Consider the following 25,941-nt stretch of genomic DNA (forward strand, 5'->3'; position numbering starts at 1 on the left):
TGCTTATCCTTTCAAAAAGTCATAAATTCCCTGCACCGTACCTAGCGCCATCATCTCTTGGTCTTTAACGGTCTGTTTGAGATTTTGGTAAATCTGACTTTCAGCAATTTCCCTTTTCGGCGCTTCTTTATTGACTGTCATGACACCATCTTTGATCGTCACAAAGCCCAGCTCTTCAAATACTTGGATCATCTTGACCAGCAAGATTTGTTGGATATTGAGATAAGCCGCCAATTCTTTCAGCTTGTAGCGAATATCAAACTCTGGGAACTGGTAAATGGTCTTGTACAATTTTGCAAACTGTTCTCTAGTCCCGTAACCTGTCAGATAGTAGGCCTTATCGATGTCATTTTTGAAATAGACAGCAGAGAAATCCTGTTCTTGAAAAACGGTCTTCAGCAGGGTAATATCTTCTGGAATATTCTTCACAACCACAGCATCACTGGTCGCTAATTCTGGTAATTCTCCAGCAAAGTCCAAGACTGGAACACCTTCTGGCAAGACTGCATTCTTCCCACGAATGTTAAAGAGTTGAACACCTTCCACACGCGCATCCACCATCATCAACTGGAGGGCAGTTTGGCCATTCCATTGATTGACAGACAGGGTGACTGCTAATTCTAAGTTTTTGGTTTGAGAAAACTCTGTCGCCCATCTACCTTGTCCAAAGGCCACCACTTCAAAACTCGCCTCACCCTTGGAAATTTTTAGTTTGAGGTGAGTATTTCCCGCCCCCATACTGCGAGCACTCTCGACATTGAAATCCCTGATGTAAAAAACAGGTTTCTGATTGTCCATTCCAAAAGGTGCCAAGCGTTCAAAGCTTTTAACCGTTTCCAAGCTAAGCGTCTCCAAGTCTAGCTCTTCATCTAGATTTAACTTGTTCTTACCACTAGCATCTGCACCTTTTTCACGGATATAGTCTTCCAAGACTTGAGATAAATCTGAAAGTTTCTCAACATCCAGTGTCATGCCCGCTGCACCAGCATGGCCTCCAAAGGCGATGAAGAGGTCCCGATGGGGATCCAAAGCTTCAAAAATATCGACCGCTTCCACGCTACGAGCGCTACCCTTGGCACGACCGTCCTCTATGTTAAGAACGATGACTGTCTGCCCTAGTTCTTCCAGCAAACGACCAGCAACGATACCCAGAACGCCAGGATTCCAGCCTTCCTTAGCCAAAACCTGGACCTTCTTCTCAGGATCTACCATGGTCTTAGCTTCTTCATAGATTGACTGAACGATTTCCTTACGCTCTTCGTTTTTCTGGTGAATCATGAGGGCAATCTCATGAGCTTCCTCGTCGTCAAACCCAGTCAGCAAATCAATGGCAGGATTGGGATCATCCAATCGCCCCAAGGCATTTAAACGAGGGGCAATCTGAAAGCCAACCGTTTCTTCTGTCACTTCATTCGCAGCAATCCCAGCCATATCCAGCATTTCTTGTAGACCAATACGCTGAGTATGCCCCAGCATCTCCAGACCATATTGGACCAAAATGCGATTCTCATCCGTCAAACTCACCATATCTGCAATGGTTCCGATGGCAACCAAATCAAGCAACTCCACTTGTACTTCTTCTAAAAGAGCGCAAGCTAGCTTGAAAGCCACTCCGCAACCAGCCAGATATTTGAATGGATAGTCAGCATCCGGATGTTCAGGGTGGACAATCGCATAGGCATCAGGTAGGGTTTCAGGCATGGAATGGTGGTCGGTCACAATGACATCCACTCCCATAGACTGGGCCAATTCAATGGCTTCGTGACCCGCAACTCCATTGTCCACTGTCACAATCAAGGAAATCCCCTCTTGCTCGATAAAGTATTTATAGACACTGGCATTGGGACCATAGCCATCTGTAAAACGATTGGGAAGGTAAACACGGCACTCGGCACCAAGTTGTTCCAAACTTTCCTTAATAATCGAAGCTGAGGTCATGCCATCCGCATCATAGTCTCCATAGATGAGGATGTTTTCCCCTTCTTCAATAGCCTGACGAATCCGCTCCACTGCCTTGTCCATATCATGGAGCAAATAGGGATCGTGCAAGTCTTCTAAAGAAGGTTCTAAGAACTTCTTTAGACTTTTCTCATCCTGAATCCCTCTTTCAAATAATAACCGAGCCACCTCAGGACCCAGTCCAGCCTTCTTGGCTATCTTTGTAAAATCCGCATCTTCAACCTGCGGGGCAAACTGCCATTCATAAGTAGGAGTTATCAAAAAAACATCCACTCTTTCTAAGAATTCTATCGTTTCATTATAACATGATTTAGGCATTTTCTCTATCCAGATTGCTTTTTTATAATATTTTAGTGAATTTTTTTCAGATACGATTTGACAAGAACATTCTTTTGTTGTAGAATCATGTTATAAAATCTAACACAAAGGAGATCTCTCATGGCTTTAGTAGAATTTAAAAACGTCGAAAAATATTACGGAGACTACCACGCACTCCGCGACATCAATCTCCGTTTTGAAAAAGGACAAGTTGTTGTCCTGCTTGGACCTTCCGGTTCTGGGAAGTCCACTCTTATCCGAACGATTAATGGTTTAGAGGCTGTTGACAAAGGAAGTCTCCTAGTCAATGGACATCAAGTAGCAGGTGCCAGTCAGAAAGATCTAGTTCCTCTCCGTAAGGAAGTGGGCATGGTTTTTCAACATTTTAACCTTTATCCACACAAAACAGTGTTAGAAAATGTAACACTTGCACCCATTAAAGTTCTAGGAATTGATAAAAAAGAAGCTGAAAAAACAGCCCAAAAATATCTGGAATTTGTAAATATGTGGGACAAGAAAGATTCTTATCCGGCCATGCTATCTGGTGGACAAAAACAACGGATTGCCATCGCACGCGGACTCGCTATGCATCCCGAACTCCTCCTCTTTGATGAGCCAACATCTGCTCTTGACCCTGAGACTATCGGAGATGTTCTAGCAGTTATGCAAAAACTGGCACATGACGGAATGAACATGATCATCGTTACCCACGAAATGGGCTTTGCCCGTGAAGTTGCTGACCGTATCATCTTTATGGCCGACGGAGAAGTTTTGGTGGATACGACAGATGTCGATGACTTTTTCGACAATCCAAGCGAACCTCGTGCCCAGCAATTCCTCAGCAAAATTATCAACCACGAAAGTGACAAAGTCAAATAAGGAGGCGCCTATGAAAAAGAAATTCTTTTTATCAGCATTATTGATCAGTCTTTTCAGTCTTGCTGCTGCCAAACCAGTTCAGGCTGATACCAGCGTCGCAGACATTCAAAAAAGAGGCGAACTGGTTGTCGGTGTCAAACAAGACGTTCCCAATTTTGGTTACAAAGATCCCAAGACAGGGACTTATTCTGGTATCGAAACCGACTTAGCCAAGATGATTGCAGACGAACTCAAGGTCAAGGTTCGCTACGTTCCTGTTACTGCACAAACTCGCGGACCACTCCTAGACAATGAACAAGTCGACATGGATATCGCTACCTTCACTATCACAGATGAACGTAAAAAACTCTACAACTTCACCAGTCCCTACTATACGGACGCTTCTGGTTTTTTGGTCAATAAATCTGCCAATATCAAAAGCATTGAAGACCTAAATGGCAAAACCATCGGGGTTGCCCAAGGCTCCATCACTCAACGCTTGATTACTGAACTGGGCAAAAAGAAAGGTCTAACCTTTAAATTCGTCGAACTTGGTTCCTACCCAGAATTGATTACTTCCCTTCACGCTCACCGTATTGATGCCTTTTCTGTAGACCGTTCTATCCTATCTGGCTACATTAGTAAGCGGACAGAACTACTAGAAGATAGTTTCAAGCCATCTGACTACGGTATCGTCACCAAGAAATCAAATACCGAGCTCAACGACTATCTTGATAGCTTGGTCACTAAATGGACCAAGGACGGTAGTTTGCAGAAGCTTTATGACCGTTACAAGCTTAAACCATCTAGCCATACTGCAGATTAAGGAGGACACCCCATGACAGATTTATCATCTTGGACAGCCTATTTTCAGGATTTTGGACAATTTTTCAATGGTTTCCTCTTCACCCTTGCCCTAGCGATTGGCTCCTTTATCCTAGCTATGGTCTTAGGAATCATCTTTGGAGTCCTATCAACTAGCAAACATCAAATTCTAAGGATTTTGGCTCGTATCTTTGTCGAATTTTACCAAAATACTCCCCTCTTAGTGCAGTTTGTTATCGTCTTTTATGGTCTACCTCTTATCAGTGAACACACCATCATGATTCCAATTTATTGGACAGCTGTTCTCTGCGTCGGGCTCTATCACGGAGCTTATATCGCTGAGGTGATTCGTTCAGGGATTCAGTCTATCCCTAATGGTCAGATGGAGGCCGCCTTGTCGCAAGGTTTCACCTATATCAGTGCCATGCGCTTGATTATCTTGCCTCAGGCCTTTCGTATCATTCTCCCTCCTTTGACCAACCAAATCGTTAACCTTATCAAGAACACCTCTACAGTTGCCATCATCTCTGGAGTGGACTTAATGTTTGTGACTAAGTCTTGGTCGGCTCTCAACGGAAACTATATCCCAGCCTTTCTAGGTGCTGCCCTACTCTACTTTGCCCTTTGCTTCCCTGTCGCCCAATTTGGTCGCAAGATGGAGCAAGCCAACAAAAAAGCCTATTCACTTTAGGAGGTTACTATGGAATCTATTTTAGAAGTTTTGACCCCAGATAACCTAGTCTTTATCTTTAAAGGATTTGGCTTGACCCTCTATATTTCTCTGATTGCCATTGTCCTCTCGACCCTGATCGGGACAGTACTTGCGGTTATGCGAAATGGGAAAAATCCGGTCTTGCGAATCATCTCCAGCATTTATATCGAATTTGTGCGTAACGTTCCCAACCTCCTCTGGATTTTCACCATCTTTTTAGTGTTTAAGATGAAGTCCACACCAGCAGGTATTACGGCCTTTACCCTTTTTACCTCAGCAGCCCTAGCTGAGATTATCCGAGGCGGTCTCAATGCTGTGGACAAAGGGCAGTATGAAGCAGGAATGTCGCAAGGATTCACTTCAGCCCAAATCCTCTACTACATCATTCTCCCACAAGCAATCCGCAAAATGCTGCCAGCCATCATTTCTCAGTTTGTAACCGTGATTAAGGATACCAGCCTTCTCTACTCTGTTATCGCCCTACAAGAGCTCTTTGGCGCTAGCCAAATTCTCATGGGACGTTATTTCGAACCTGAGCAGGTCTTCAGTCTTTATATCCTGATTGCCCTCGTATACTTCAGCTTTAACCTAGCAATTTCAAGCCTGTCCCGCATGCTAGCCAAACGCTGGCAACAAGCTGCAGAATAAAAAAGAAATGTGAACTCAAAACAAGGGTTCACATTTTTTGCTATAAATGAAAAAGAGCAACTCTATGCTATGCAAACGTTTTACTTTTTGGTAAAATGACTTTAAAACCATAATGTAAGGAGAAAAACAATGATCCAAGAACTTTACAAAGAATTTTCTCAATTGGAACAAGTAGAAGCCATCGCTCTAGGTGGTTCACGTGCAGGACAAGACTATGATCAAAATTCTGACTATGACGTTTACATCTATCTCAACTCTCCTATTGATGAGGCAACTCGCCTAAAAATTTTGAGTAAGTACTGCTCCTATATGGAGATTGGAAACCAGTTTTGGGAATTAGAGGATGACTGCGTGCTAAATAACGGTATCGAAATCGAGTTGATTTATCGTTCACTGGAGTCGTTTGAACAAGAACTAAACTCAACTGTTTTTCAGCATCAAGCCCAAAACTCTTATACAACCTGTATGTGGCACAATCTACTCCACAGTAAAATCCTATACGACTCGAATGGGCGCTATACTTCTCTCCAAAAAGCCTACCAGATTTCCTACCCACAGGAACTCAAAAAGCATATCATTGAAAGGCAACTCCTTTTACTAGAACAATCCATGCCTGCCTTCTCTCACCAAATAGAAAAAGCTATCAAACGCCAAGATCTTCTCAGTATGAATCATCGCTCAAGTGAATTTTTTGCTTCCTACTTTGACTTGTTGTTTGCACTCAATGAGCAAACCCATCCTGGTGAAAAACGAATGCTTGACTATGCTAAGACCAATTGCGCTCTCCTACCTAAGCAATTTGAAGGAACTATTCGCGACTATTTCCTACTACTCTACCAACCGCAGCAAGGAAAGCAAGCGGTCCTAACCTTACAAACCATCTTAAAACAACTAAAGGATATTTTGCCATAAGTAAAAAATGAAGTGTGAACCTGAAACCAAGGCTCACATTTTTTTACTTAACTGTAAAGCATCTAGTACACTTGAACACAGTTCTTCTTGCCCAACTTCATAAAAAATCGGCAATGAAAAAAGAGGACTCTAGCCCTCTTACTTGATCATTTTATCCTGAGTCTCAGCCACAACCTGAGCCAGACTCGTCTGACGAAGTTGGTTTTCCATCGCTAGTTGGATATCCAGCAATTTTTGATCCAAGACTTCATGAATATTTGCTCCTACTGGACACTTAGGGTTGGGATTGTCATGGAAACTAAAGAGTTTACCAGATTTTCCTAAACATTCAACAGCTTGATAAATATCAAAAAGGCTGATATCTCGGAGGTCTTTGATAATCTCAGTACCGCCCGTCCCACGCGCAACTGATATCAGTTCAGCTTTTTTGAGTTGGGACAAGGTTTTGCGAATAATGACTGGATTGACTCCAACACTGGCTGCGAGAAAATCACTAGTTACCTTACTTTCTTGACTCTTTATGGCAATGATGATTAACATATGAGTAGCAATCGTAAATCGACTTGAAATTTGCATCTTCTTCTCCTTTTACATCCTATCTGATACCCATTATACCCTTTTATGTTGTAATGTCAATTATTACTACAAAGAGTGTCCACTAAAAAAGCCTTGTATTCCCTAATAAGTCCAATGACATAGAGAATACAAAAGCTTATCCTTTATCCAATTTTACGAGCAGTTCCCTTTGTTTTGTGACTTGACCAGACTGAACTGATAGAAATCCCCGCACCAACCAAGGTAAAAACAGCTAACATCCCTAGATTAAAGAAATAATTATCTGGATATTCTCCGCTTGCAATTAGTTCATTGACCACTCGGAAAGCATAGGCAAACTCAACCCCTAGTTGAGCTACGACTTCCATTGCCAAATCGATTTGATTCACTAAAAAGACTGTGACTACCATCAAAACAACAGAAATCAGAATACCTTTTCGTGATAACTTTCTTGCAAACATTTCATATCCTTTAATGGTACAAATTCCAAGAACAAGCCCCGCTGCGACAGCTACATAACCAAGACGTGCGATGAAAAGAGCAACCGCCCCACCAATCAAGGCTCCAAGTAAGGCACCAATGGTACCAAGAAGAACATTTTCCTTCTGACTGTGATAAGAATCCATTTCAATTTGAAGATTACTCTTCAAAAATTGATAGCTTTCTTCATTGATAATGAAAACCGACTCTCCTAATTGATAAAGACTAACTGGCCCCTCTTGACCACTGTAGCCACAAACTTGAACGAAGTGATGGGATTCAAGGAAATCTACAAAGTCTCTTATAAGTGTCTGTAACTTTTCAATTGTCTTTGATTTGCGCATCGCACCCTTGACAACAATAGATACAGTGTACTGATTAATAGATAAAGTTGACAAGTTTGGAAGTGATTCGCTCTTAAAGTCATCCCACACCAACTCGTTTTCTTCTGAATCCGCAGGATTGCCATTCAAGCTCACACTGACACTAAGTCGAAACTGATTTTTTACATCTGCTTCATGTAGCAATAGCAAGTAGCCTGATTGCACGCCATAAATGCTTCCAGACTCCTCATCAAACTGTAGGCCTAGTCCCGACGCAATTGCCTGTAATTCTTCTGGCTTCATAAATTATCTCCCTATTATTTTGAACATCAATTAGTATGGTGTTCAAATTATATATTTTTCCACATTCTAGCATAAATTTTATAAGTAGTCAATTCGTTTCCTTTTTGACTTCCCAAGAAACAGCTGTCATCAGACTATCCTATTTCTGGTCAAAATTCATTTTAAAACCAATCTTTCTTTTCTCTGTCCATCCAGAGTTCAACATCTTGATCATAACCTTCTTGCTCGCTAATCTTCCCCAACAATTCATGGTTATGAGTGTGGTGAATTCCATTTACCAAACTTTCATAGTAGACCTGGAAATAGGGGAGCTTTAAATCCTTAGCCAGCAGCAATTCGGCTTCTACATCATAATCCACTCGACGAAAATCAACATCAGACAAACCAGATTCATCAAACTCTAAGATCATATACTGAGCCCGCAAGTCCTTACGCAACTTCGCATCTAAAAAGAAGGGTTGCCCAATCGAACCCGGATTAAGAATCAACTGTCCGTCACTTCCATAACGAAGCAACTGTTGGTGAATATGACCATATACTGCGATAGAGGCGTGTGGGTTCGTCGCTAATCTATCAAAATCTTCTTGTTTTCCCGTATGAATCAACTCTCTACCCCAGTTTTTATCAGGGAGATGGTGAGTGATTCCCACCGTTAAATCACCAAACTGACGATGAACTTGCATGGGTTGATTGTGGAGGTCTTCGATTTCTTTAGGGCTAATTTCTTCTAAGATGTACTGACTTTGGCGCAGGAGATAACGATGACTCACTTTTGTAGGATCTAACTTACGATGTAGGCCTAGCCAGAGACTATTCTCCCAATTCCCCAGTACTCTTGCAGTGATGGGCAAGCTAGCTAAGAGATCCAATATCCTTCTACGTCCCGTTCCAGGCATAAGAATATCCCCCAAAAGCCAGTACTCATCTACCTTTGCCTTTTTAGCATCAGCCAGTACAGCTTCCAGGGCCGTCGTATTCCCATGTATGTCTGAAAGAATTGCTATTTTCGTCATCCTTTCTCCTCATTTCCTCTTACTTCTTTTGTTAGTATTATAGCAAAAAACACTCAAAAAGAGCACTATCACTACTCACTGAATTAACTTGTAAAGGCTTCCAAATCGTGCTATAATATAGGTAGAGAGTTCCCCTTCATTTAGGATCATGTGGTCTTCAACATCTCTCTATTTTTGCAGATTGGAGGACTATTGCCATGCGGAAATATCTTAAGTATATCCCATACTGCCTTGTCATTTTCTTCTTTTACTGGCCCCTCTATGAGTTGCTTTTGCTGCTGATATCTGATCCTTATACGCTGAAAGGGCTTTACATTTACAACATCATCCTCTTTTCACCTTTGGCAACCTTTATCGTATCCCTTCTTTATAGCTACCGTTTCCAATTCTCACTGTGGTGGTTGCTTGGTATTGCTCTTCTCTATTGCTTTACCATCATTACTTTCAATGAATTCATTCTCGTTTATTTCCTAGCTTATGAACTCTTTGCCCTACTTGGTATGGCTTCTGGTAGAGGTCTTAGTCATCTTATAAACAAGCAGAAAAGTAAAAAAATAGGATAAAAGCCTTGAAAAATCTCGCAATCATGCTATAATAATGCATAGAGACAAGTCACTTAGCCCCTTTCTACTAGAGAGTGCGTGGTTGCTGGAAACGCATAGAAAGCCTAAACTGATACTACTCTACTGACTTTTATGAAAACATAAAACGGTGGCTACGTTAAAGCCAATCAGAGGTGTCAACAGTTTTTGTTGTGCATAAATGAAGGTGGAACCACGTTGCGACGTCCTTTTAGGATGTCGTTTTTTGTTTTGTCAGAAGGAGGAAGAACGATGCTTTATATGATTGGCGGATCGCCTTGTAGTGGAAAGTCAACAATTGCCTCACTTCTTGCTAGACAGTATCAACTACTTCATATCAAACTGGATGATTTGGTAGAAGAGATGATGAGTCAAGCAAGTGCAGACTCACAGCCAATTTGCCTTCTTAGGAAGGATAGAAATCCAGAACAAATCTGGATGAGAAATCCAGAAGAGATGGCAGATGAAGAATGGCGTTTTTATGAAGAGATTTTTCCTTATGTAAAATCTTACTTGATAAAAAATCAAAACAGACCTCTCTTGGTGGAGGGGGCAGGACTTTTGCCTCACTTGGTAAAGGAGCTTGAATATCTAGCGTCTTCCTATCTATGCTTAACTCCGACAGCTGATTTTCAAAAAAAGCATTATATACAGAGAGAATGGGTTCCTTATGTCTTAGAGGGTACAACCAACCCTGAGCAAGCTTTTGAAAACTGGATGCAACGAGACATTCTTTTTGCTCAAATGGTTCGTAAGGAAGCGGTGAGATTAGGTTATCCTAGCCTCATAACAGATGGCAGTCAATCAGAAAATCAGACTGCGGAAGAAGTTGCTCGGCTCTTAAAATTGTCCAACAAAAATAGAATAAATATTTAAGGAGAAAACCATGATTAAGATTACTTTCCCAGATGGCGCTGTGCGTGAATTCGAATCTGGCGTTACTACTTTTGAAATTGCCCAATCTATCAGCAATTCCCTAGCTAAAAAAGCCTTGGCTGGTAAATTCAACGGCAAACTCATCGATACGACTCGTGCTATCACTGAGGACGGAAGCATCGAAATTGTGACACCTGATCACGAAGATGCCCTTCCAATCTTGCGCCACTCTGCTGCCCACTTGTTTGCCCAAGCAGCTCGTCGCCTTTTCCCAGACATTCACTTGGGAGTCGGTCCTGCTATCGAAGATGGCTTCTACTACGATACCGACAATACTGCTGGTCAAATCTCTAACGAAGACCTGCCTCGTATCGAAGAAGAAATGCAAAAAATCGTCAAAGAAAACTTCCCATCTATCCGTGAGGAAGTATCGAAAGATGAGGCACGTGAAATCTTCAAAAACGACCCTTATAAATTGGAATTGATCGAAGAACACTCTGAGGACGAGGGTGGTTTGACCATCTACCGTCAGGGTGAATACGTGGACCTCTGCCGTGGACCTCACGTCCCATCAACAGGCCGCATCCAAATCTTCCACCTTCTCCATGTAGCTGGAGCTTACTGGCGTGGAAATAGCGACAATGCTATGATGCAACGGATCTATGGTACAGCCTGGTTCGACAAGAAAGACTTGAAGAACTACCTTCAAATGCGTGAAGAAGCCAAAGAACGTGATCACCGTAAACTTGGTAAAGAGCTTGACCTCTTCATGATTTCTCAAGAGGTTGGTCAAGGGCTTCCATTCTGGTTGCCAAATGGTGCGACTATCCGTCGTGAGTTGGAACGCTACATCGTAGACAAAGAGCTAGCTTCTGGCTACCAACACGTCTACACTCCACCACTTGCTTCTGTTGAGCTTTACAAGACTTCTGGTCACTGGGATCATTACCAAGAGGACATGTTCCCAACTATGGACATGGGGGACGGTGAAGAGTTTGTCCTTCGTCCAATGAACTGCCCACACCACATCCAAGTTTTCAAACACCATGTTCACTCCTACCGTGAGTTGCCAATCCGTATCGCTGAAATCGGGATGATGCACCGTTACGAAAAATCTGGTGCCCTCACTGGTCTTCAACGTGTACGCGAAATGTCTCTTAACGACGGTCACCTCTTTGTGACTCCAGAACAAATCCAAGAAGAATTCCAACGTGCCCTTCAGTTGATTATCGATGTGTATGAAGACTTCAACTTGACTGAATACCGCTTCCGTCTCTCTCTTCGTGACCCTCAAGATACTCACAAGTACTTTGATAACGATGAAATGTGGGAAAATGCCCAAACCATGCTTCGTGCTGCCCTTGATGAGATGGGTGTTGACTACTTTGAAGCTGAAGGCGAAGCAGCCTTCTACGGACCAAAATTGGATATCCAGGTTAAGACTGCCCTTGGTAAAGAAGAAACACTTTCTACTATCCAGCTTGACTTCTTGCTTCCAGAACGCTTCGACCTCAAATACATCGGAGCTGATGGTGAAGAACACCGTCCAGTTATGATTCACCGTGGAGTTATCTCAACTATGGAACGCTTCACAGCTATCTTGATTGAGAACTACAAGGGTGCCTTCCCAACATGGCTTGCACCACACCAAGTAACCCTCATCCCAGTATCTAACGAAAAACACGTGGACTACGCATGGGAAGTGGCTAAGAAACTCCGTGACCGCGGTGTCCGTGCAGATGTCGATGAGCGCAATGAAAAAATGCAGTTCAAGATCCGTGCTTCTCAAACCAGCAAGATTCCTTACCAATTAATCGTCGGAGACAAGGAAATGGAAGACGGAACAGTCAATGTTCGTCGCTATGGCCAAAAAGAAACACAAACTGTCCCCGTAGATGAGTTTGTAGCAGTTATCCTTGCTGATATCGCCAACAAATCACGCGTTGAGAAATAAGAGATAAAACCTGGGATAAGAATTCCAGCTACCTAAAAAAGAGGTTGGGACAAACGATCCCGACCTCACTTTTTATTAGCAATTAAACTTTGACGCGGTAGCTGATTGAACTTTTTGTTCGTCTTTTAGACTCCAAAAAGCTCCTAATCATCCTCGCGGGGCTGGGACAGAAATCGAGACTTTGTCTATCGATTTCTGTCCCACCGCCTTTTTATATTTTGTTTTACCTGAGCTAGTAGTGATTGGTTAAACCACCACAAATGGTATCCTCATAAACAATCCTTTCTATCCACTAACTGTTGGATATAGGATATCCTCCCAAAATTTGCTTCCATGAGTTAGAAAAGTTGACTATCCTCAATCCTTGTCTGCCTCATTTTCTTTTACGAGATCTTTTTGTGAATCTTTTTCAGAGAGTTTTTGATCGATATACTTGTTAATGTTTTCATAAAATTCCTTGGTCATCTCACTATCTAATTTTGTCGAATTATGGACTTGATTGACTTTTAATTGAACAGATTGAATACCGTAAGAGGCTTGTTTTTGATGTATCATTTCTAATTCTTCGTCTGAAATCGGATCTCCAACAACCGTCAAGACCAATTCATTGTTCCTTGACTTGTAGACTTGATTAATGACCGTGTGATTGGCGAACTCTTTTGCTACAAACTGTTTGATTCCTTCTTTTCGCGCTTGATCTATCGTCAGAGTGACTGCTGAATAACTGGCTGGAAGAACCAATAATACAATCAAGGATGTCAAGCCAATTTTCATTTTAATGTTTAGCTCTTTAAATGAACTTAAGGGAGATTTTCTCATCAAAATTCTTGTTCCAACAATGTTGGCTAGCATGATAAAGACACAGTTGATCAAGAAAAGATAGAGAGCCCCAAATAAAAATCGTACATTTCCATTAGCTAAACCATAGCCTGCAGTACAGATAGGTGGCATCAGAGCTGTTGCAATGGCTACTCCTGGCACGATATTGTTTGCTTCTTTTTTCCTTGACCCAATGACACCTGCTATCCCACCAGCAATAGCAATGAGAACGTCCCAAATGGTCGGAGAGGTTCGTGCAATCAACTCGCTACTTGCATAAGATAAGGGAGAAATCCAGAAATACAGAGTCGAGACAAGCAAACTGACCAATACTTGAGTAAATAAAACCTCTAGAGATTGTTTGATTAAACGGGTATCAAAAATAGCTAAACCAAACCCCAGTCCAACAATCGGTGTCATAAGAGGGGAAATCAGCATGGCTCCAATAATGACAGCTGTTGAATTCATATTTAGACCTATAGAGGCAATAAAAATCGCACACATCAAAATCACTATATCTCTTAATCGAACATGAAGATCATCATATAATTTCTCACGGTATTCACGTGTTGAATAATTTCCGGTCATTGGTTACTCCTTATATTTCATATACTCTTGTTTCTGCTTGGATGATGGTAGAGAGACTTCTGTTCAATCTTACATATTTTTCTTCTCACCTGTTATTTTTTTGAAAATTATCCTTTAAGCATCCGTCAGTCTATCCTTAACATTATATCAAAAATTTTACTGTCTTTCTCTGAAGAAATCTATCAATTGAACAGATAGAGAAGGAAGAAATTTTTGTTTTCTTATACGAAAAAGAAAAAAACGGTATCTCCTCTGAAAGAAGATGCCGTTTAATGATTAAACATGATTGGTTTGTTCGACAATCCATTGCTTCATTTTTATTTTCAATCAGAAGCCATAGATCCCAAACGTGATGATGGTTAGAAGAAACCCCTTGATCCAGTTACCGAACAGTTGTGCTCCAGTCCCGTCAAAGTATAGACGTTGCCCATCCACTACCGTGTGTTTGATTTTCAATTTTGCATCATGCAAATCGCCCAAGGTGTTGCAATCCCCAAGGTAAGCCCGAAAATTATGGCTACTAAAATAGAGTATCCACTATAATCTAGGATTCCTCCGTCAAAATAACTTTCTTTCATTTTTGCCTCTTTTATTTTTTGACTATATTCTAGTCGTTTCCTAGTGTAACATCTTTTACATCTGGACAATCTTACGGTAACTTCTAGACGTTATCACGAAAATAGAGATATCGACTAGAACAAAAATTCCACAGATGGATAAGGTTGTCATCAACTATGCTTACTCAATCATCAGATTCCTATTGGAAAACTTGATGCGTACGGTTGTTCCTATCCCAACCTCAGACTCGATACGAATCTGGTGGCCCAGTTCTTCAGAAATTTTCTTAGATAGATAGAGGCCAAGTCCAGATGATTGCTGGGTCAAACGGCCATTGTAGCCTGAAAAACCACGTTCAAAGACTCGGAGCACATCACTGTTTTTAATCCCAATCCCCGTATCCTTGATGCAGAGCTCCTGACCATCCATATAAATCTCGAGCCCACCTTCCTTGGTGTACTTGAGGCTGTTTGAAAGGATTTGTTCAATGACGACCAACAGCCACTTCTTATCGGTCACGATAATTTTGTCAAGGTCATGGAGATTGACCGTCAGTCCCTTTTGGATAAAGAAAAGTGCGTACTTACGAACCATATCCTTGACCAAGTCCTCCACTTGAACCTGTTCAAAGACCAAATCATCGTGAAAACTCTCTAAACGTAAGTACTGCAAAACCAGATTGGTATAGGAGTCAATCTTGAAAATTTCCTGTTCCAGTTGCTGCTTGACCTCCCGATCAGAGACTTCTGCTACTAAAAGGCGACTAGCCGCAATGGGCGTCTTGATCTGGTGAACCCACAAGGTGTAGTAATCAAGCAAATCCGTCAGCTTGCTCTGCGCTTCAGACTTTTTTTGGTACAATTCGGACTCAAGCTCTTCGAGTTTTTCTGCTAGGGCACATTCCAGAGGAGACTTGGGATCTCTCTCAGCATAGAGAACTTCCTGTCGGTAAACCTGAGCTTCTGCAAATATATCCCAAGCCAAAAATAAGAAGGTCAAAAAACTACTGAGCAGAAAGAAATAAAGAAAATAAGTTCCTAGACTAGCAAATAAAAACTGAAAGAGAAGGACGAGAAAGCCTAATGAAAAAATATAGACAAAGATGCGACTGCGAGAACGCAGATAGGCTAGAAAAAATGATTTCCAATCAAGCATGTTTCAGTCCATACCCTATCCCTTTCTTGGTTTCAATAAAACCAATCAAACCTTCTTCCTCCAGTTTCTTGCGCAAGCGAGCGACATTAACAGATAAGGTATTGTCGTCAATAAAAAAGTCACTGTTCCAGAGTTCCCGCATCAAATCATCACGCGCTACGATATTTTCTGCATGCTCAAATAAAACTCGTAAAATCTGAAATTCATTTTTGGTTAGGCTGATAGCTTTGCCATTGACATGCACATCCATAGACTTGGTATTGAGGATAACTCCTGCATATTCTAAAAGACTCTCATCCCTTCCAAATTCATAGGAACGACGCAATAATCCTTGTACCTTGGCTAAAAGGACCTGCTGGTCAAAAGGCTTGGTCACAAAATCGTCTGCTCCCATGTTGATAGCCATCACGATGTCCATAGCCTGGTCTCTTGAAGACAGAAACATAATAGGAACTTTGGAAATCTTGCGAATCTCCTGGCACCAGTGATAGCCATTAAAGAGAGGCAAGCCGATATCCATGAGAACCAGATGAGGCTCAGACTGAACAAATAAGCTCAGCACTTCCATAAAGTCTTCTACCAAAACGACTTGAAATCCCCACTCAGAGAGCAGTTTTCCCAATTGTTGTCGAATAACTTGGTCATCTTCTACTAGTAAAATCTTGTGCATGCGCTCCTCCTTTGCTCTTGTTCAAACTATAAAAAACCTTAATAAAAAATCTATGAATTAGTAACTCAACTATTTGGCTATTTATCTTTCAAATCCAGATTCGGAAACGAAAGCTAAATAGAGAATAATCCCATTGATATCATACCTTATTTTTAACTATAGTTCCAGCCTTATCCTATATTTTCCTTTCTGTGCTCATTTAGTTAGCGTTTCTTTAACTTATTTAATAGATCTAGCCTTCTTATTGACAAGCTAGCCATGATTTGTTAGAATATGAATGAACAAAGAAATTTATTCATTCATGAAAAATAAGGAGGTTAAATCAGATTGGACAAAAAACAAGCTCTAAAAACAGTGGCTTATGACGTTTTTTCTAAAAAAGGTTACAAGGCAACAGGAATTTCAGAAATTGCAAGACAAGCTGGTGTTGCAGTAGGCTCTTTCTATAACTATTACGAGAGTAAAGAAGCCATTTTTCTAGACATCTATATAGATGAAAACAACCGTGTTCGCCAAGCTATGATCGACGAACTGGATTGGGAAATTGACATGGTCGACCTCATTGGTCAACTATTTTCTCATTCCAGAACTCTTGTTTCTTCCAATAAAATCCTTGCAGAATGGTACAATCCTGCCATCGCAGATGACTTGCACAGCTACTATTCCTCGGAAGAAGGCAAAGTCGCAAATCCTTTTCACCAGTTTCTAGTTAAAACTTTTACAAATCGTATGCAGACTGAAGGGTACTCGCCAGAAAAGATTCAAGATATTTTACAGGTTTATAATCTGTTTTACTATATGGATATGCATATCACGGAAAAAGATTTTCCAGATATTGGCAAAACTGTCGAAATACTTGCAACCAACTTCATTAAAGGAGTTCTAAAATAAAGAATGGATTTCTTTATTTTTTGGAAAGATATGAATGAATTATTTTATAGTTCATTCATAAAATTAAGAACAGGAGTCATAAAAAATGAAAAGAGGTAAAAAAATGCTTATTATCATTCTATCAACACTTGGAGCGCTATGTATTATAACTTGGGGCGCCATCGCTTATCTTGGACGAAGCCAGACATTATCGATAAAATCCATCGAAAACCCAAGCGGAGATCTATATTTAATTCATATCACAAAACCGAGTCATCAAATCTGGAAAGCTGGGGCTTATGCTAAGTTTACGCTCCCCGATACGTCGTCCGCTGCTAGGAAAAACGAAGCCAAGGGAGAGCAGACCAGTCGATGGCTAACCATTGCCTCTACACCTGATGAAGATGAAATCCTCATTTTAACGCATAATAGTGGTAGCCACTTTAAGGAAACCTTGACACATTTACCGGCTGGAAGTGAGATTGAGATGAGTTGGCTGGATTCCTCTTTGACTGTTAAAGATACGAATCAGCCACTAGTTTGCTTTGCATCTGATGTTGGTATTTCTTCTCTACGCCCCCTTATCAAAGAATGGGCTGGTAAATGTCCGATTATTCTCAACCATTTTGACAAAGGAGTTACTATTTTCGATAATGAGATGAAGGAACTGGCTCAAAAAACACCGAATTTTACTTATAAAACTAGCGATGAACTTTCTCAAAGTCAAGAATTTTTAAAACGTGCTATTGATGAATACGGCAATCAAGCCAGCTATCTCATCACAGGTCAGCCTGATGATGTAAATGAGATGAAGAATTTTTTAAAGGAAAATGGGATTGATAGCAAAAACATACAAGTAAGCTCGTTTAGAGGTTTGAAATAGGAGCAATCTATCTTCTATGTATTTCAATCAAACCATACTAGGTCATTCGAACAAGCCTACTAGCTAATTCTAGGTAAATGTGATAGGATAAACATAGAGAAAGGAGCTTTTATGGCCAATATTTTTGACTATCTTAAGGATGTAGTCTTCGATTCCTTTTATGACCTCCCCGTGAATGAGTTAGATGTTCTTGCCTTGACCGAATTAACCTACCTTGCTTTTGATGGTGTAGTCACCCAAAAAACCCAGCGCCTCATAGATCTAGCACCTCAAATCCCTAGAGAAACGACGATGTTGACCAATAAGAACCGCCTCCAGTTGTTGGATCAACTCTCTCAACACAAACGCTTTAAAAATTGCAAGCTCTCAGACTTTATCAACGATATCGATCCTGAATTGCAAAAACAGTTTGCGGCTATGACTTATCGTATCACTCTCGATACTTATTTGCTTGTTTTTCGTGGGACGGATGATAGCATCATCGGTTGGAAAGAAGATTTCCATATGACCTATATGAAGGAAATTCCAGCTCAAAAACACGCCCTTCAGTATTTACAGGACTTTTTTGCTCAACATCCTAACCAAAAGGTTGTCATAGCTGGACACTCAAAAGGGGGCAATCTAGCCTTCTATGCTGCTAGTCAGCTCGATCCAGTCTTACAAAAAAACATTGTCGCTGTCTATACTTTTGATGCTCCTGGACTTCACAAGGAACTAACCGAAACAGCTGGCTATCAAAACATGATGGAAAGAACGAAAGTATTTGTCCCACAAGGGTCTATCATCGGAATGATGTTGGAAATTCCGGACAAAAAAATCGTCGTTCGAAGCACCGCTCTAGGTGGCCTTGCTCAGCACGATACCTTTAGTTGGCAGGTTGAAGACAAACACTTTGTCCAACTGGACGAGACCAATAGTGACAGCCAGCAAGTCGATACTACCTTCAAGGAATGGGTTGAGACGGTCCCTGATACTGAACTGCAGCTCTACTTTGATCTCTTTTTTGGAATCATTCTCGATGCAGGCATCTCTTCTATCAACGACCTCTCTTCCTTCAAGGTCATTGAACACGTTCACCATCTCTTTGTCCAAGCTCAATCCCTCACTCCCGAAGAAAGAGAAACCATGGGACGACTAACCCAACTCTTGATTGACACCCGCTACCAAGCTTGGAAAAATCGAGAATAGACAAAAAACCAACTAATCATTAGATTAGTTGGTTTTTTGTTTAAGAAACTAATGGATACTACTTAGAATCTCGAGTATAGAATTAGTCTTCTTTTTTCTTACGAGACACAAGTCCAAATCCGCTCATCAAACCAAGTACTCCTAGAGCTGCCAAAGCTACATGATCTTCCGTACCAGTATTAGGTAATTCTTTGGTTGCTTTAGTCGTTGGAGATTGCTCAGTCGGTTTTTGTTGAGGGGCAGTAACAACCTTCTCATAAATGTGCTCTGTGTCGCCGTTTGGAAGTTTCTTAGTCTCTACGAAGCGGTAGCCTGGGATATCTTTCTTAGGTTGTTCACCGTCTTCGGTTGGATAACCTGGAATTTCATTACCTTCCTTATCCTTATGACTGGTCTTAACCTTCTCATAAACGTGTTCTGTGTCACCGTTTGGAAGCTTCTTAGTCTCTACGAAGCGGTAGCCTGGGATATCCTTCTTAGGTTGTTCACCGTCTTCGCTTGGATAACCTGGAATTTCATTCCCTTCCTTATCCTTATGACTAGTCTTCACTTTTTCGTAGACATGTTCTGTGTCGCCGTTTGGAAGTTTCTTAGTCTCTACGAAGCGGTAGCCTGGGATATCTTTCTTAGGTTGTTCACCATCTTCGCTTGGATAACCTGGAATTTCATTGCCTTCCTTATCCTTGTGACTGGTCTTAACCTTCTCATAAACGTGTTCTGTGTCACCGTTTGGAAGTTTCTTAGTCTCTACGAAGCGGTAGCCTGGGATATCTTTCTTAGGTTGTTCACCATCTTCGCTTGGATAACCTGGAATTTCATTGCCTTCCTTATCCTTATGACTAGTCTTAATCTTCTCATAAACGTGCTCTGTGTCGCCGTTTGGAAGTTTCTTAGTCTCTACGAAGCGGTAACCTGGAATATCTTTCTTAGGTTGTTCACCGTCTTCGCTTGGATAACCTGGAATTTCATTGCCTTCCTTATCCTTATGACTAGTCTTCACTTTTTCGTAGACATGTTCTGTGTCGCCGTTTGGAAGTTTCTTAGTCTCTACGAAGCGGTAGCCTGGGATATCCTTCTTAGGTTGTTCACCGTCTTCTGTTGGATAACCTGGAATTTCATTGCCTTCCTTATCCTTATGACTGGTCTTAACCTTCTCATAAACGTGCTCTGTGTCGCCGTTTGGAAGTTTCTTAGTCTCTACGAAGCGGTAGCCTGGAATATCTTTCTTAGGTTGTTCACCGTCTTCTGTTGGATAACCTGGAATTTCATTCCCTTCCTTATCCTTATGGCTTGTCTTAACCTTCTCATAAACGTGTTCTGTGTCGCCGTTTGGAAGTTTCTTAGTCTCTACGAAGCGGTAGCCTGGAATATCCTTCTTAGGTTGTTCACCGTCTTCGCTTGGATAACCTGGAATTTCATTCCCTTCCTTATCCTTATGACTAGTCTTCACTTTTTCGTAGACATGTTCTGTGTCGCCGTTTGGAAGTTTCTTAGTCTCTACGAAGCGGTAGCCTGGGATATCTTTCTTAGGTTGTTCACCATCTTCGCTTGGATATCCTGGAATTTCATTCCCTTCCTTATCCTTGTGACTGGTCTTAACCTTCTCATAAACGTGTTCTGTGTCGCCGTTTGGAAGTTTCTTAGTCTCTACGAAGCGGTAGCCTGGAATATCCTTCTTAGGTTGTTCACCGTCTTCGCTTGGATAACCTGGAATTTCATTCCCTTCCTTATCCTTATGACTAGTCTTAACCTTCTCATAAACGTGTTCTGTGTCGCCGTTTGGAAGTTTCTTGGTCTCTACGAAGCGGTAACCTGGAATATCTTTCTTAGGTTGTTCGCCGTCTTCGCTTGGATAACCTGGAATTTCATTCCCTTCCTTATCCTTGTGACTGGTCTTAACCTTCTCATAAACGTGTTCTGTGTCGCCGTTTGGAAGTTTCTTAGTCTCTACGAAGCGGTAGCCTGGAATATCCTTCTTAGGTTGTTCACCGTCTTCGCTTGGATAACCTGGAATTTCATTCCCTTCCTTATCCTTATGACTAGTCTTAACCTTCTCATAAACGTGTTCTGTGTCGCCGTTTGGAAGTTTCTTGGTCTCTACGAAGCGGTAACCTGGAATTTCCTTCTTAGGTTGTTCACCGTCTTCTGTTGGATAACCTGGAATTTCATTCCCTTCCTTATCCTTATGACTAGTCTTAACCTTCTCATAAACGTGTTCTGTATCACCGTTTGGAAGTTTCTTAGTCTCTACGAAGCGGTAACCTGGAATATCTTTCTTCGGTTGTTCACCGTCTTCTGTTGGATAACCTGGAATTTCATTCCCTTCCTTATCCTTATGACTAGTCTTAACCTTCTCATAAACGTGTTCTGTATCACCGTTTGGAAGTTTCTTAGTCTCTACGAAGCGGTAACCTGGAATATCTTTCTTCGGTTGTTCACCGTCTTCGCTTGGATAACCTGGAATTTCATTGCCTTCCTTATCCTTATGACTAGTCTTAACCTTCTCATAAACGTGTTCTGTGTCACCGTTTGGAAGTTTCTTAGTCTCTACGAAGCGGTAGCCTGGAATATCCTTCTTAGGTTGTTCACCATCTTCGCTTGGAATTAATGTATTCCCCTTAGTATCTACAAATGAAGTAATTGGACGGACAGTCGGAGTGTATTTTGCAGTTATTTCTGTTCCGTTCTTATCAACTCGTTTGACTGTAACTCCTGAAGCCTTCCCAACAAAGTCTTTTTCTGGTGTGAAAGTTACCACACCATTTTCATCAATGGTATAAGTTCCTTCTCCCGGAACAACTTTCTTAGTTGTCCCATCATCAAATGTTGGTTTAACATTTTCATCAATTTCAACAGTCTTCTCCACACCATTTACTGTAACTTTACCACCAGTAAAAGTTGGTGTACCGTGTTGTTTTTGCCCTTTTGGACCTTCGGATTCATCATCTGTAGAAGTTGGTTTAACAGGTATTACAGTTGGAGTATACGTTGCTGTAGCAGTTGCTGTAATATCAGTATCATTAGCATCTTTTCCTAATTTTGCAGTAAGTGAAACTGTGACAGGTGTAGCTGTACCGGTAAATGTCTTCAATGGAACAAAGGTTACTTCGCCTGTTTCATTATTAATTGAGTAGGTACCCTGACCATCAATTGTTAGAGTATCAACAAATCCACTTGTTTTTGGATCTACTAACTTAGCAGGAGAAGAAGCACTTGGTTTTACTGGTGATCCATCTCCAACAGATGTAAAGGTTGGAGTTTCTTTTTGAGTAGCACCTTGAATATCAGTCGAAGTCACATTATGTCCTTCAATCGTATCAGTTACTGTAATATGGTAGGTTGTTGTAGCAGTTGATGAATCAACCCCATGATCAACTCCCGACTCAGTTCCACCGATTGTTGCTTCAGTAGTGTAATTTCCATTACTATCAATAACATCAATCTTAACAGTATATACCCCTACTTCATTTAAGCTATATCCACTAGCAATATTGTAGTTGTTTGCATCTTGTTTAGTATCAAATACTTTTTGAACTCCTGAAGGCGATGTTACTGTGATTCGAGTGATATAGGTTGTTTTACCATATTTAGTATCCTCAGAGTCTGAGATGCTTACTGCAGCTTTTGCTTCATTACGAAGGTCAACCGCAGTACCTTTTGTTGAAGTATAATCTTGTGAAGTTGCTGTTGGTTTTGTATTTACTACAGTTGCCACATCAGTATTTGTTGCAATCGTTCCTCTAATAATACCACCAAATCCTGACTTAGTATGAACTTCCCAAGAGTCATTTCCAAGCTTAGCAGCAGTCACTTCAGTTCCATCAGATGACGCCCAGGTATTTGAATGTTTATCGTAAGTGACAGTTACTGACATTCCATCTCCTACCTGATTAGTATTCCTAGAAACATAAATCGTTTCTGGACGAGTTGGCGTTTCTACACTTGTCACTTTCCCAGTGCTATCAAGCTGTCGAATGTACTCATAGATATAAAATTTCATACCACCGTCTTGCTGAGCTTCTGTGTACACTTGACGTTTAGTCCATCTTGTCGTACCATCACCATTCAGTGTTTTACTTTCAGCATAGTCGCTAGGTAACTCCCAGTGTCCGGTAGCCTTATTAAAAGTAGCAGTATGTTTTTGCCCATCCGTTCCATTTAACTCAACTTGTTCACGTAAGAAAGTTCCCTTAACATTTTCAGCAGATGCTTCTACTTTGATATTATCAACACCAACTTTGGCAGTTGCCTCTGATGTCACAGGAATATTAAAGACTGTATCGGAATCAACAGTACCTAATTCTTGATTTTCAGAAACAGCTGTGTTGGTTGAACCACTGTCTACGAGCCATTTGCCATTAACTGCTTTTAGATTGGTTACAGTACCATCAGGCATTGTTACCTTAGCACTTGATGCACCTTTAGAAATTTTAACTGGTACAACTGTTGAGTAAGTTTCAACGTTTTGAACCTCAACCTTTGGTTTCACGACTAATGTTACAGTAGCATGTGCTTCTTGTCCAGATTGGTTCCAGACATTATTATTAGCCAATTTATCATAATCTTTTGCAAATACGGAGACTGTGTAAATTCCTGCTTCAGTTAATTTTCCAGAAATGATTCCTCTCCCCATATTCGTTTGATCAGCAGCTTGCTCATCAGAAGTACTGTTTGCAACACTATAGCTAGTACCTGGAATTAGGACTTTAGAATCATCTAATTGTTCACCAATGGTGTTATATCCTGAAACTCCTGTCACTGCTCTAGAAAATCTTTGAGGCACTCTTACAACTTTTCCTTCAACCGTCGTGTAGTTATAAGTTCCTCGACTATTTGCTGGTGTTGCACTAGCACCTGATTCGTCATAGAATTGAATGTTTACATTAGCATCATCACCTACTTTACGATCATAACGCTCAGAGTCTGACTTTATTTTAGGAGGTGTGCTATCTTGCCACCCGACCCAACCAGCACGAAGATTCTGAATTTGGAAAGTTACTGTTCGACCATCTGTATTGGTCGCAGTAATATTAAATCGTAAATCATAAACTCCATTTTCAATATCCGCTATAACTTTTCCTTGAATTGTGTCTGTTTCTGAATCGTATGTCAATCCCGGCACAAGGTTAGTTGGGGTTACAGAGGTAAGACTCCAACCAGCTTGCTTAGCATTTTCAGAAACAGCGATACGATCTTTCAAACCTTTAATATAAACTCTGTCAACTCCGTGTTCATACCCATAGCCATAAATTTCTGTAGCTAGGTATTCATAACCACCGTTAGCAGAGTATATTGACGTCGCAGCGTTTGAAATTCTTGACCCATCCGCACGGAGTTTATTTCTCCAAAGTGGTGCTTCTTCAGCTAACTTTTTAGCAGCATCAGGGGTTAATGGATAGTCTACACGTCCTTTGTTGTTATGACCAGTTTTTCCACCTTGTTCTGTATGCATCCCATTTCCAGCATTTGTATCATTACCAACCCGCTGATTAGAATAGACTTCAATCTCTAGACCTGTAGCATCAGTACCCGTAATTAATTTAATTTCTTGTACTGGAATTGTATAGGTATCTTTACCAGTATGATTTGCAGCGTTTGTTTCCGATGCATGAGTTGTATTAGAACCCTCTTCGGCATAGAAATCTTGAGCAGCCAAAGCGACTCCAAAGTTTCCATCTTTTCCGATTCCTGCTTTTTTTAGCTCATTATATACTGCAAGAATTGACTCGTTCAAACGTGACAATTGTTCATTGCCTTGTTTAGCTGTAACGCTATCCGTAGCTAACACTTTTTTAGCTTCCGCAATAACTTCCTTATTGTGTACTACCGCTGCTTCGATAGCCTCTTTGTAGTCGTCTTCAAGTTTATGTTTACGAATCGCTTCATCTGCAAGAACATTTGTCACTTCCGCTTCTGACGTGACCTGTTCCAAAACCTTTTTAGATTCTTCTACAGCTTTTTCTGTAGCAGTGGTCGCCACTGGTTTGACTGCTATAGTTGCTGGTGTTTCCTCAACTTGTTTCCCAGCTTCGTCTGACTCAACTACAACTGTAATCAAAGCTTCAATTTTAGCATGCTCTGCATCGATATCAGCCTGTTTTGCAGTTTCGTTTGCAAGAACTGCCTTTGCCGCAGTCAATACTTCATTTGCAGTAGCTATCGCTGTTGCATCAGCTTTCTTTGCAGATGCAATCTTCGCTTCTAACTCAACTACTTTTTTAGTCAGAGCAGTCTTATCAACTTTTTTAGTCTCTACTACTTTTTCTGACGCCTTAGCTTCAGATTTCTCCGCCGTTATAGTCGGCTCCGACTCCTTTATTGCTACTGGTGTTGTCGTTGCCACTGTTGCATCTGCACCTTGTACTTCCGCTGCCGATACCGCACCATTACCTAGGAACATCATCAAACCGGCCGCAATTGCCACCGACGCTGCCCCAAAGCTGTACTTCCGAATGCCATAACGAATGTACTTCTCCGTTCTAAAATCCTGTTGCTTACTCTTCATAAGATACACAACCTTCCTATTTTTATTATGTTGATATTGAAATATAGAAAAACAAAATTTCTTTCTCTCCTTAAAAAGGCTTTTAAATTTTGATATTTCAAAAGGATTATGTCCTCATATTCAATATGCATATTCATACTAACACTTTCCCTATCTTTTTCAAAGATTTATATAATTTTTTTTAAAATAAAATTAATAACATCCAAATCACTTGATTGGCAAAAACAAGCACAATCCTTCTATTTACAGTATGTAAACCTTATATTTTTGTTGAAAAAAAATTCAATAAAATACTATTTAATGTATTAAATCATTATATTTATATTTGGATACACTTCGCAAATATTATTTTTTAACATATTTTATTTATAATTATAACTATAAAGTC

At 40.8% G+C, this 25,941-nt stretch carries 19 protein-coding genes and 2 pseudogenes; 11 read left to right on the forward strand and 10 right to left on the reverse strand.

Features of this window, described 5'->3' with window-relative positions:
- Positions 1–3: 3 nt before the first annotated feature.
- Positions 4–2,220: a single-stranded-DNA-specific exonuclease RecJ gene (gene recJ, locus SNAG_RS07400; RefSeq protein ID WP_331712110.1), complete on the reverse strand. Its 2,217-nt coding sequence runs from the start codon at positions 2,218–2,220 to the stop codon at positions 4–6.
- Positions 2,221–2,397: 177 nt separating this feature from the next.
- Between recJ and SNAG_RS07405 the strand changes: the two genes are divergently transcribed.
- The 5 genes from SNAG_RS07405 (at position 2,398) to SNAG_RS07425 (ending at position 6,232) form a co-directional block, all read left to right on the forward strand.
- A complete protein-coding gene (locus SNAG_RS07405; RefSeq protein WP_001229587.1) occupies positions 2,398–3,156 on the forward strand; it encodes an amino acid ABC transporter ATP-binding protein in 759 nt (252 codons plus the stop codon).
- 10 nt (positions 3,157–3,166) lie between these two features.
- Complete coding sequence (locus tag SNAG_RS07410) at positions 3,167–3,961, forward strand: transporter substrate-binding domain-containing protein (protein ID WP_096408020.1); 795 nt, start codon at positions 3,167–3,169, stop codon at positions 3,959–3,961.
- A 12-nt stretch (positions 3,962–3,973) separates the two neighbouring features.
- Positions 3,974–4,651: an amino acid ABC transporter permease gene (locus SNAG_RS07415; protein WP_096408023.1), complete on the forward strand. Its 678-nt coding sequence runs from the start codon at positions 3,974–3,976 to the stop codon at positions 4,649–4,651.
- Positions 4,652–4,660: 9 nt separating this feature from the next.
- Entirely contained in the window at positions 4,661–5,320 is a 660-nt protein-coding gene (locus SNAG_RS07420) for an amino acid ABC transporter permease (RefSeq protein WP_096408026.1), read from the forward strand.
- Between the two features lie 129 nt (positions 5,321–5,449).
- Positions 5,450–6,232, forward strand: coding sequence for a nucleotidyltransferase domain-containing protein (locus tag SNAG_RS07425; RefSeq protein ID WP_096408030.1), 783 nt, complete (start codon positions 5,450–5,452; stop codon positions 6,230–6,232).
- 138 nt (positions 6,233–6,370) lie between these two features.
- On the opposite strand, the gene SNAG_RS07430 is transcribed toward SNAG_RS07425, so the two are convergent.
- From SNAG_RS07430 to SNAG_RS07440, 3 genes are all read right to left on the reverse strand, one after another.
- Positions 6,371–6,808 carry an Rrf2 family transcriptional regulator gene (locus SNAG_RS07430; RefSeq protein WP_096408032.1) on the reverse strand — a complete coding sequence of 146 codons (438 nt, stop codon included), beginning with the start codon at positions 6,806–6,808 and terminating at the stop codon, positions 6,371–6,373.
- A 143-nt stretch (positions 6,809–6,951) separates the two neighbouring features.
- Positions 6,952–7,893 carry a hypothetical protein gene (locus tag SNAG_RS07435; protein ID WP_096408035.1) on the reverse strand — a complete coding sequence of 314 codons (942 nt, stop codon included), beginning with the start codon at positions 7,891–7,893 and terminating at the stop codon, positions 6,952–6,954.
- A 161-nt stretch (positions 7,894–8,054) separates the two neighbouring features.
- A complete protein-coding gene (locus SNAG_RS07440; RefSeq protein WP_096408037.1) occupies positions 8,055–8,906 on the reverse strand; it encodes a metallophosphoesterase family protein in 852 nt (283 codons plus the stop codon).
- Between the two features lie 197 nt (positions 8,907–9,103).
- On the opposite strand from SNAG_RS07440, the gene SNAG_RS07445 reads away from it, so the two are divergent.
- The 3 genes from SNAG_RS07445 to thrS all read left to right on the forward strand — a co-directional run bounded on the left by SNAG_RS07445 (position 9,104) and on the right by thrS (position 12,317).
- On the forward strand, positions 9,104–9,469 hold the full coding sequence (locus SNAG_RS07445) for a hypothetical protein (protein ID WP_096408040.1): 366 nt from the start codon (positions 9,104–9,106) through the stop codon (positions 9,467–9,469).
- A gap of 270 nt (positions 9,470–9,739) precedes the next feature.
- Complete coding sequence (locus SNAG_RS07450) at positions 9,740–10,363, forward strand: AAA family ATPase (protein ID WP_096408042.1); 624 nt, start codon at positions 9,740–9,742, stop codon at positions 10,361–10,363.
- 10 nt (positions 10,364–10,373) lie between these two features.
- Entirely contained in the window at positions 10,374–12,317 is a 1,944-nt protein-coding gene (thrS, locus tag SNAG_RS07455) for a threonine--tRNA ligase (protein WP_096408045.1), read from the forward strand.
- Between the two features lie 357 nt (positions 12,318–12,674).
- Here the strand turns inward: thrS and SNAG_RS07460 are convergent, their stop codons facing one another.
- The 5 genes and pseudogenes from SNAG_RS07460 to SNAG_RS07470 form a co-directional block, all read right to left on the reverse strand.
- A complete protein-coding gene (locus tag SNAG_RS07460; RefSeq protein WP_096408047.1) occupies positions 12,675–13,724 on the reverse strand; it encodes a DUF389 domain-containing protein in 1,050 nt (349 codons plus the stop codon).
- Between the two features lie 327 nt (positions 13,725–14,051).
- Positions 14,052–14,302 (reverse strand): annotated as a pseudogene (locus SNAG_RS09780) (hypothetical protein).
- Between the two features lie 55 nt (positions 14,303–14,357).
- Positions 14,358–14,456 (reverse strand): annotated as a pseudogene (locus SNAG_RS10045) (peptide ABC transporter); the annotation flags it as partial.
- Positions 14,457–14,462: 6 nt separating this feature from the next.
- Complete coding sequence (locus SNAG_RS07465) at positions 14,463–15,437, reverse strand: sensor histidine kinase (RefSeq protein WP_096408050.1); 975 nt, start codon at positions 15,435–15,437, stop codon at positions 14,463–14,465.
- Entirely contained in the window at positions 15,430–16,107 is a 678-nt protein-coding gene (locus tag SNAG_RS07470; protein ID WP_096408052.1) for a response regulator transcription factor, read from the reverse strand. Before SNAG_RS07470 ends, SNAG_RS07465 begins: the two co-directional genes overlap by 8 nt.
- A 321-nt stretch (positions 16,108–16,428) precedes the next feature.
- Here SNAG_RS07470 and SNAG_RS07475 point away from each other — a divergent pair, with 321 nt between their 5' ends.
- The 3 genes from SNAG_RS07475 (at position 16,429) to SNAG_RS07485 (ending at position 19,048) form a co-directional block, all read left to right on the forward strand.
- Positions 16,429–16,998, forward strand: a complete 570-nt coding sequence (locus tag SNAG_RS07475) for a TetR/AcrR family transcriptional regulator (protein WP_096408055.1) — start codon at positions 16,429–16,431, stop codon at positions 16,996–16,998.
- 85 nt (positions 16,999–17,083) lie between these two features.
- Entirely contained in the window at positions 17,084–17,860 is a 777-nt protein-coding gene (locus SNAG_RS07480) for a ferredoxin reductase (RefSeq protein ID WP_096408058.1), read from the forward strand.
- Between the two features lie 111 nt (positions 17,861–17,971).
- Positions 17,972–19,048 (forward strand): DUF2974 domain-containing protein, encoded by a 1,077-nt coding sequence (locus tag SNAG_RS07485; protein ID WP_096408060.1) that lies wholly within the window; start codon positions 17,972–17,974, stop codon positions 19,046–19,048.
- Positions 19,049–19,130: 82 nt separating this feature from the next.
- On the opposite strand, the gene SNAG_RS07490 is transcribed toward SNAG_RS07485, so the two are convergent.
- Positions 19,131–25,553, reverse strand: a complete 6,423-nt coding sequence (locus SNAG_RS07490) for a YSIRK-type signal peptide-containing protein (RefSeq protein WP_096408063.1) — start codon at positions 25,551–25,553, stop codon at positions 19,131–19,133.
- Between the last annotated feature and the right edge of the window lie 388 nt (positions 25,554–25,941).

Source organism: Streptococcus sp. NPS 308 (genome assembly GCF_002355895.1).
GTDB lineage: Bacteria > Bacillota > Bacilli > Lactobacillales > Streptococcaceae > Streptococcus.

Bases quoted from the DNA above. Each gene is read 5' to 3' on its own strand.
- SNAG_RS07445 (WP_096408040.1), top strand. From the start codon at position 9,104: ATGCGGAAATATCTTAAGTATATCCCATACTGCCTTGTCATTTTCTTC.
- SNAG_RS07490 (WP_096408063.1), bottom strand. From the start codon at position 25,553: ATGAAGAGTAAGCAACAGGATTTTAGAACGGAGAAGTACATTCGTTAT.
- SNAG_RS07485 (WP_096408060.1), top strand. From the start codon at position 17,972: ATGGCCAATATTTTTGACTATCTTAAGGATGTAGTCTTCGATTCCTTT.
- SNAG_RS07470 (WP_096408052.1), bottom strand. From the start codon at position 16,107: ATGCACAAGATTTTACTAGTAGAAGATGACCAAGTTATTCGACAACAA.
- SNAG_RS07410 (WP_096408020.1), top strand. From the start codon at position 3,167: ATGAAAAAGAAATTCTTTTTATCAGCATTATTGATCAGTCTTTTCAGT.
- thrS (WP_096408045.1), top strand. From the start codon at position 10,374: ATGATTAAGATTACTTTCCCAGATGGCGCTGTGCGTGAATTCGAATCT.
- SNAG_RS07420 (WP_096408026.1), top strand. From the start codon at position 4,661: ATGGAATCTATTTTAGAAGTTTTGACCCCAGATAACCTAGTCTTTATC.
- SNAG_RS07430 (WP_096408032.1), bottom strand. From the start codon at position 6,808: ATGCAAATTTCAAGTCGATTTACGATTGCTACTCATATGTTAATCATC.
- SNAG_RS07440 (WP_096408037.1), bottom strand. From the start codon at position 8,906: ATGACGAAAATAGCAATTCTTTCAGACATACATGGGAATACGACGGCC.
- SNAG_RS07405 (WP_001229587.1), top strand. From the start codon at position 2,398: ATGGCTTTAGTAGAATTTAAAAACGTCGAAAAATATTACGGAGACTAC.
- SNAG_RS07480 (WP_096408058.1), top strand. From the start codon at position 17,084: ATGAAAAGAGGTAAAAAAATGCTTATTATCATTCTATCAACACTTGGA.
- SNAG_RS07435 (WP_096408035.1), bottom strand. From the start codon at position 7,893: ATGAAGCCAGAAGAATTACAGGCAATTGCGTCGGGACTAGGCCTACAG.
- SNAG_RS07460 (WP_096408047.1), bottom strand. From the start codon at position 13,724: ATGACCGGAAATTATTCAACACGTGAATACCGTGAGAAATTATATGAT.
- SNAG_RS07425 (WP_096408030.1), top strand. From the start codon at position 5,450: ATGATCCAAGAACTTTACAAAGAATTTTCTCAATTGGAACAAGTAGAA.
- SNAG_RS07450 (WP_096408042.1), top strand. From the start codon at position 9,740: ATGCTTTATATGATTGGCGGATCGCCTTGTAGTGGAAAGTCAACAATT.
- SNAG_RS07465 (WP_096408050.1), bottom strand. From the start codon at position 15,437: ATGCTTGATTGGAAATCATTTTTTCTAGCCTATCTGCGTTCTCGCAGT.
- SNAG_RS07415 (WP_096408023.1), top strand. From the start codon at position 3,974: ATGACAGATTTATCATCTTGGACAGCCTATTTTCAGGATTTTGGACAA.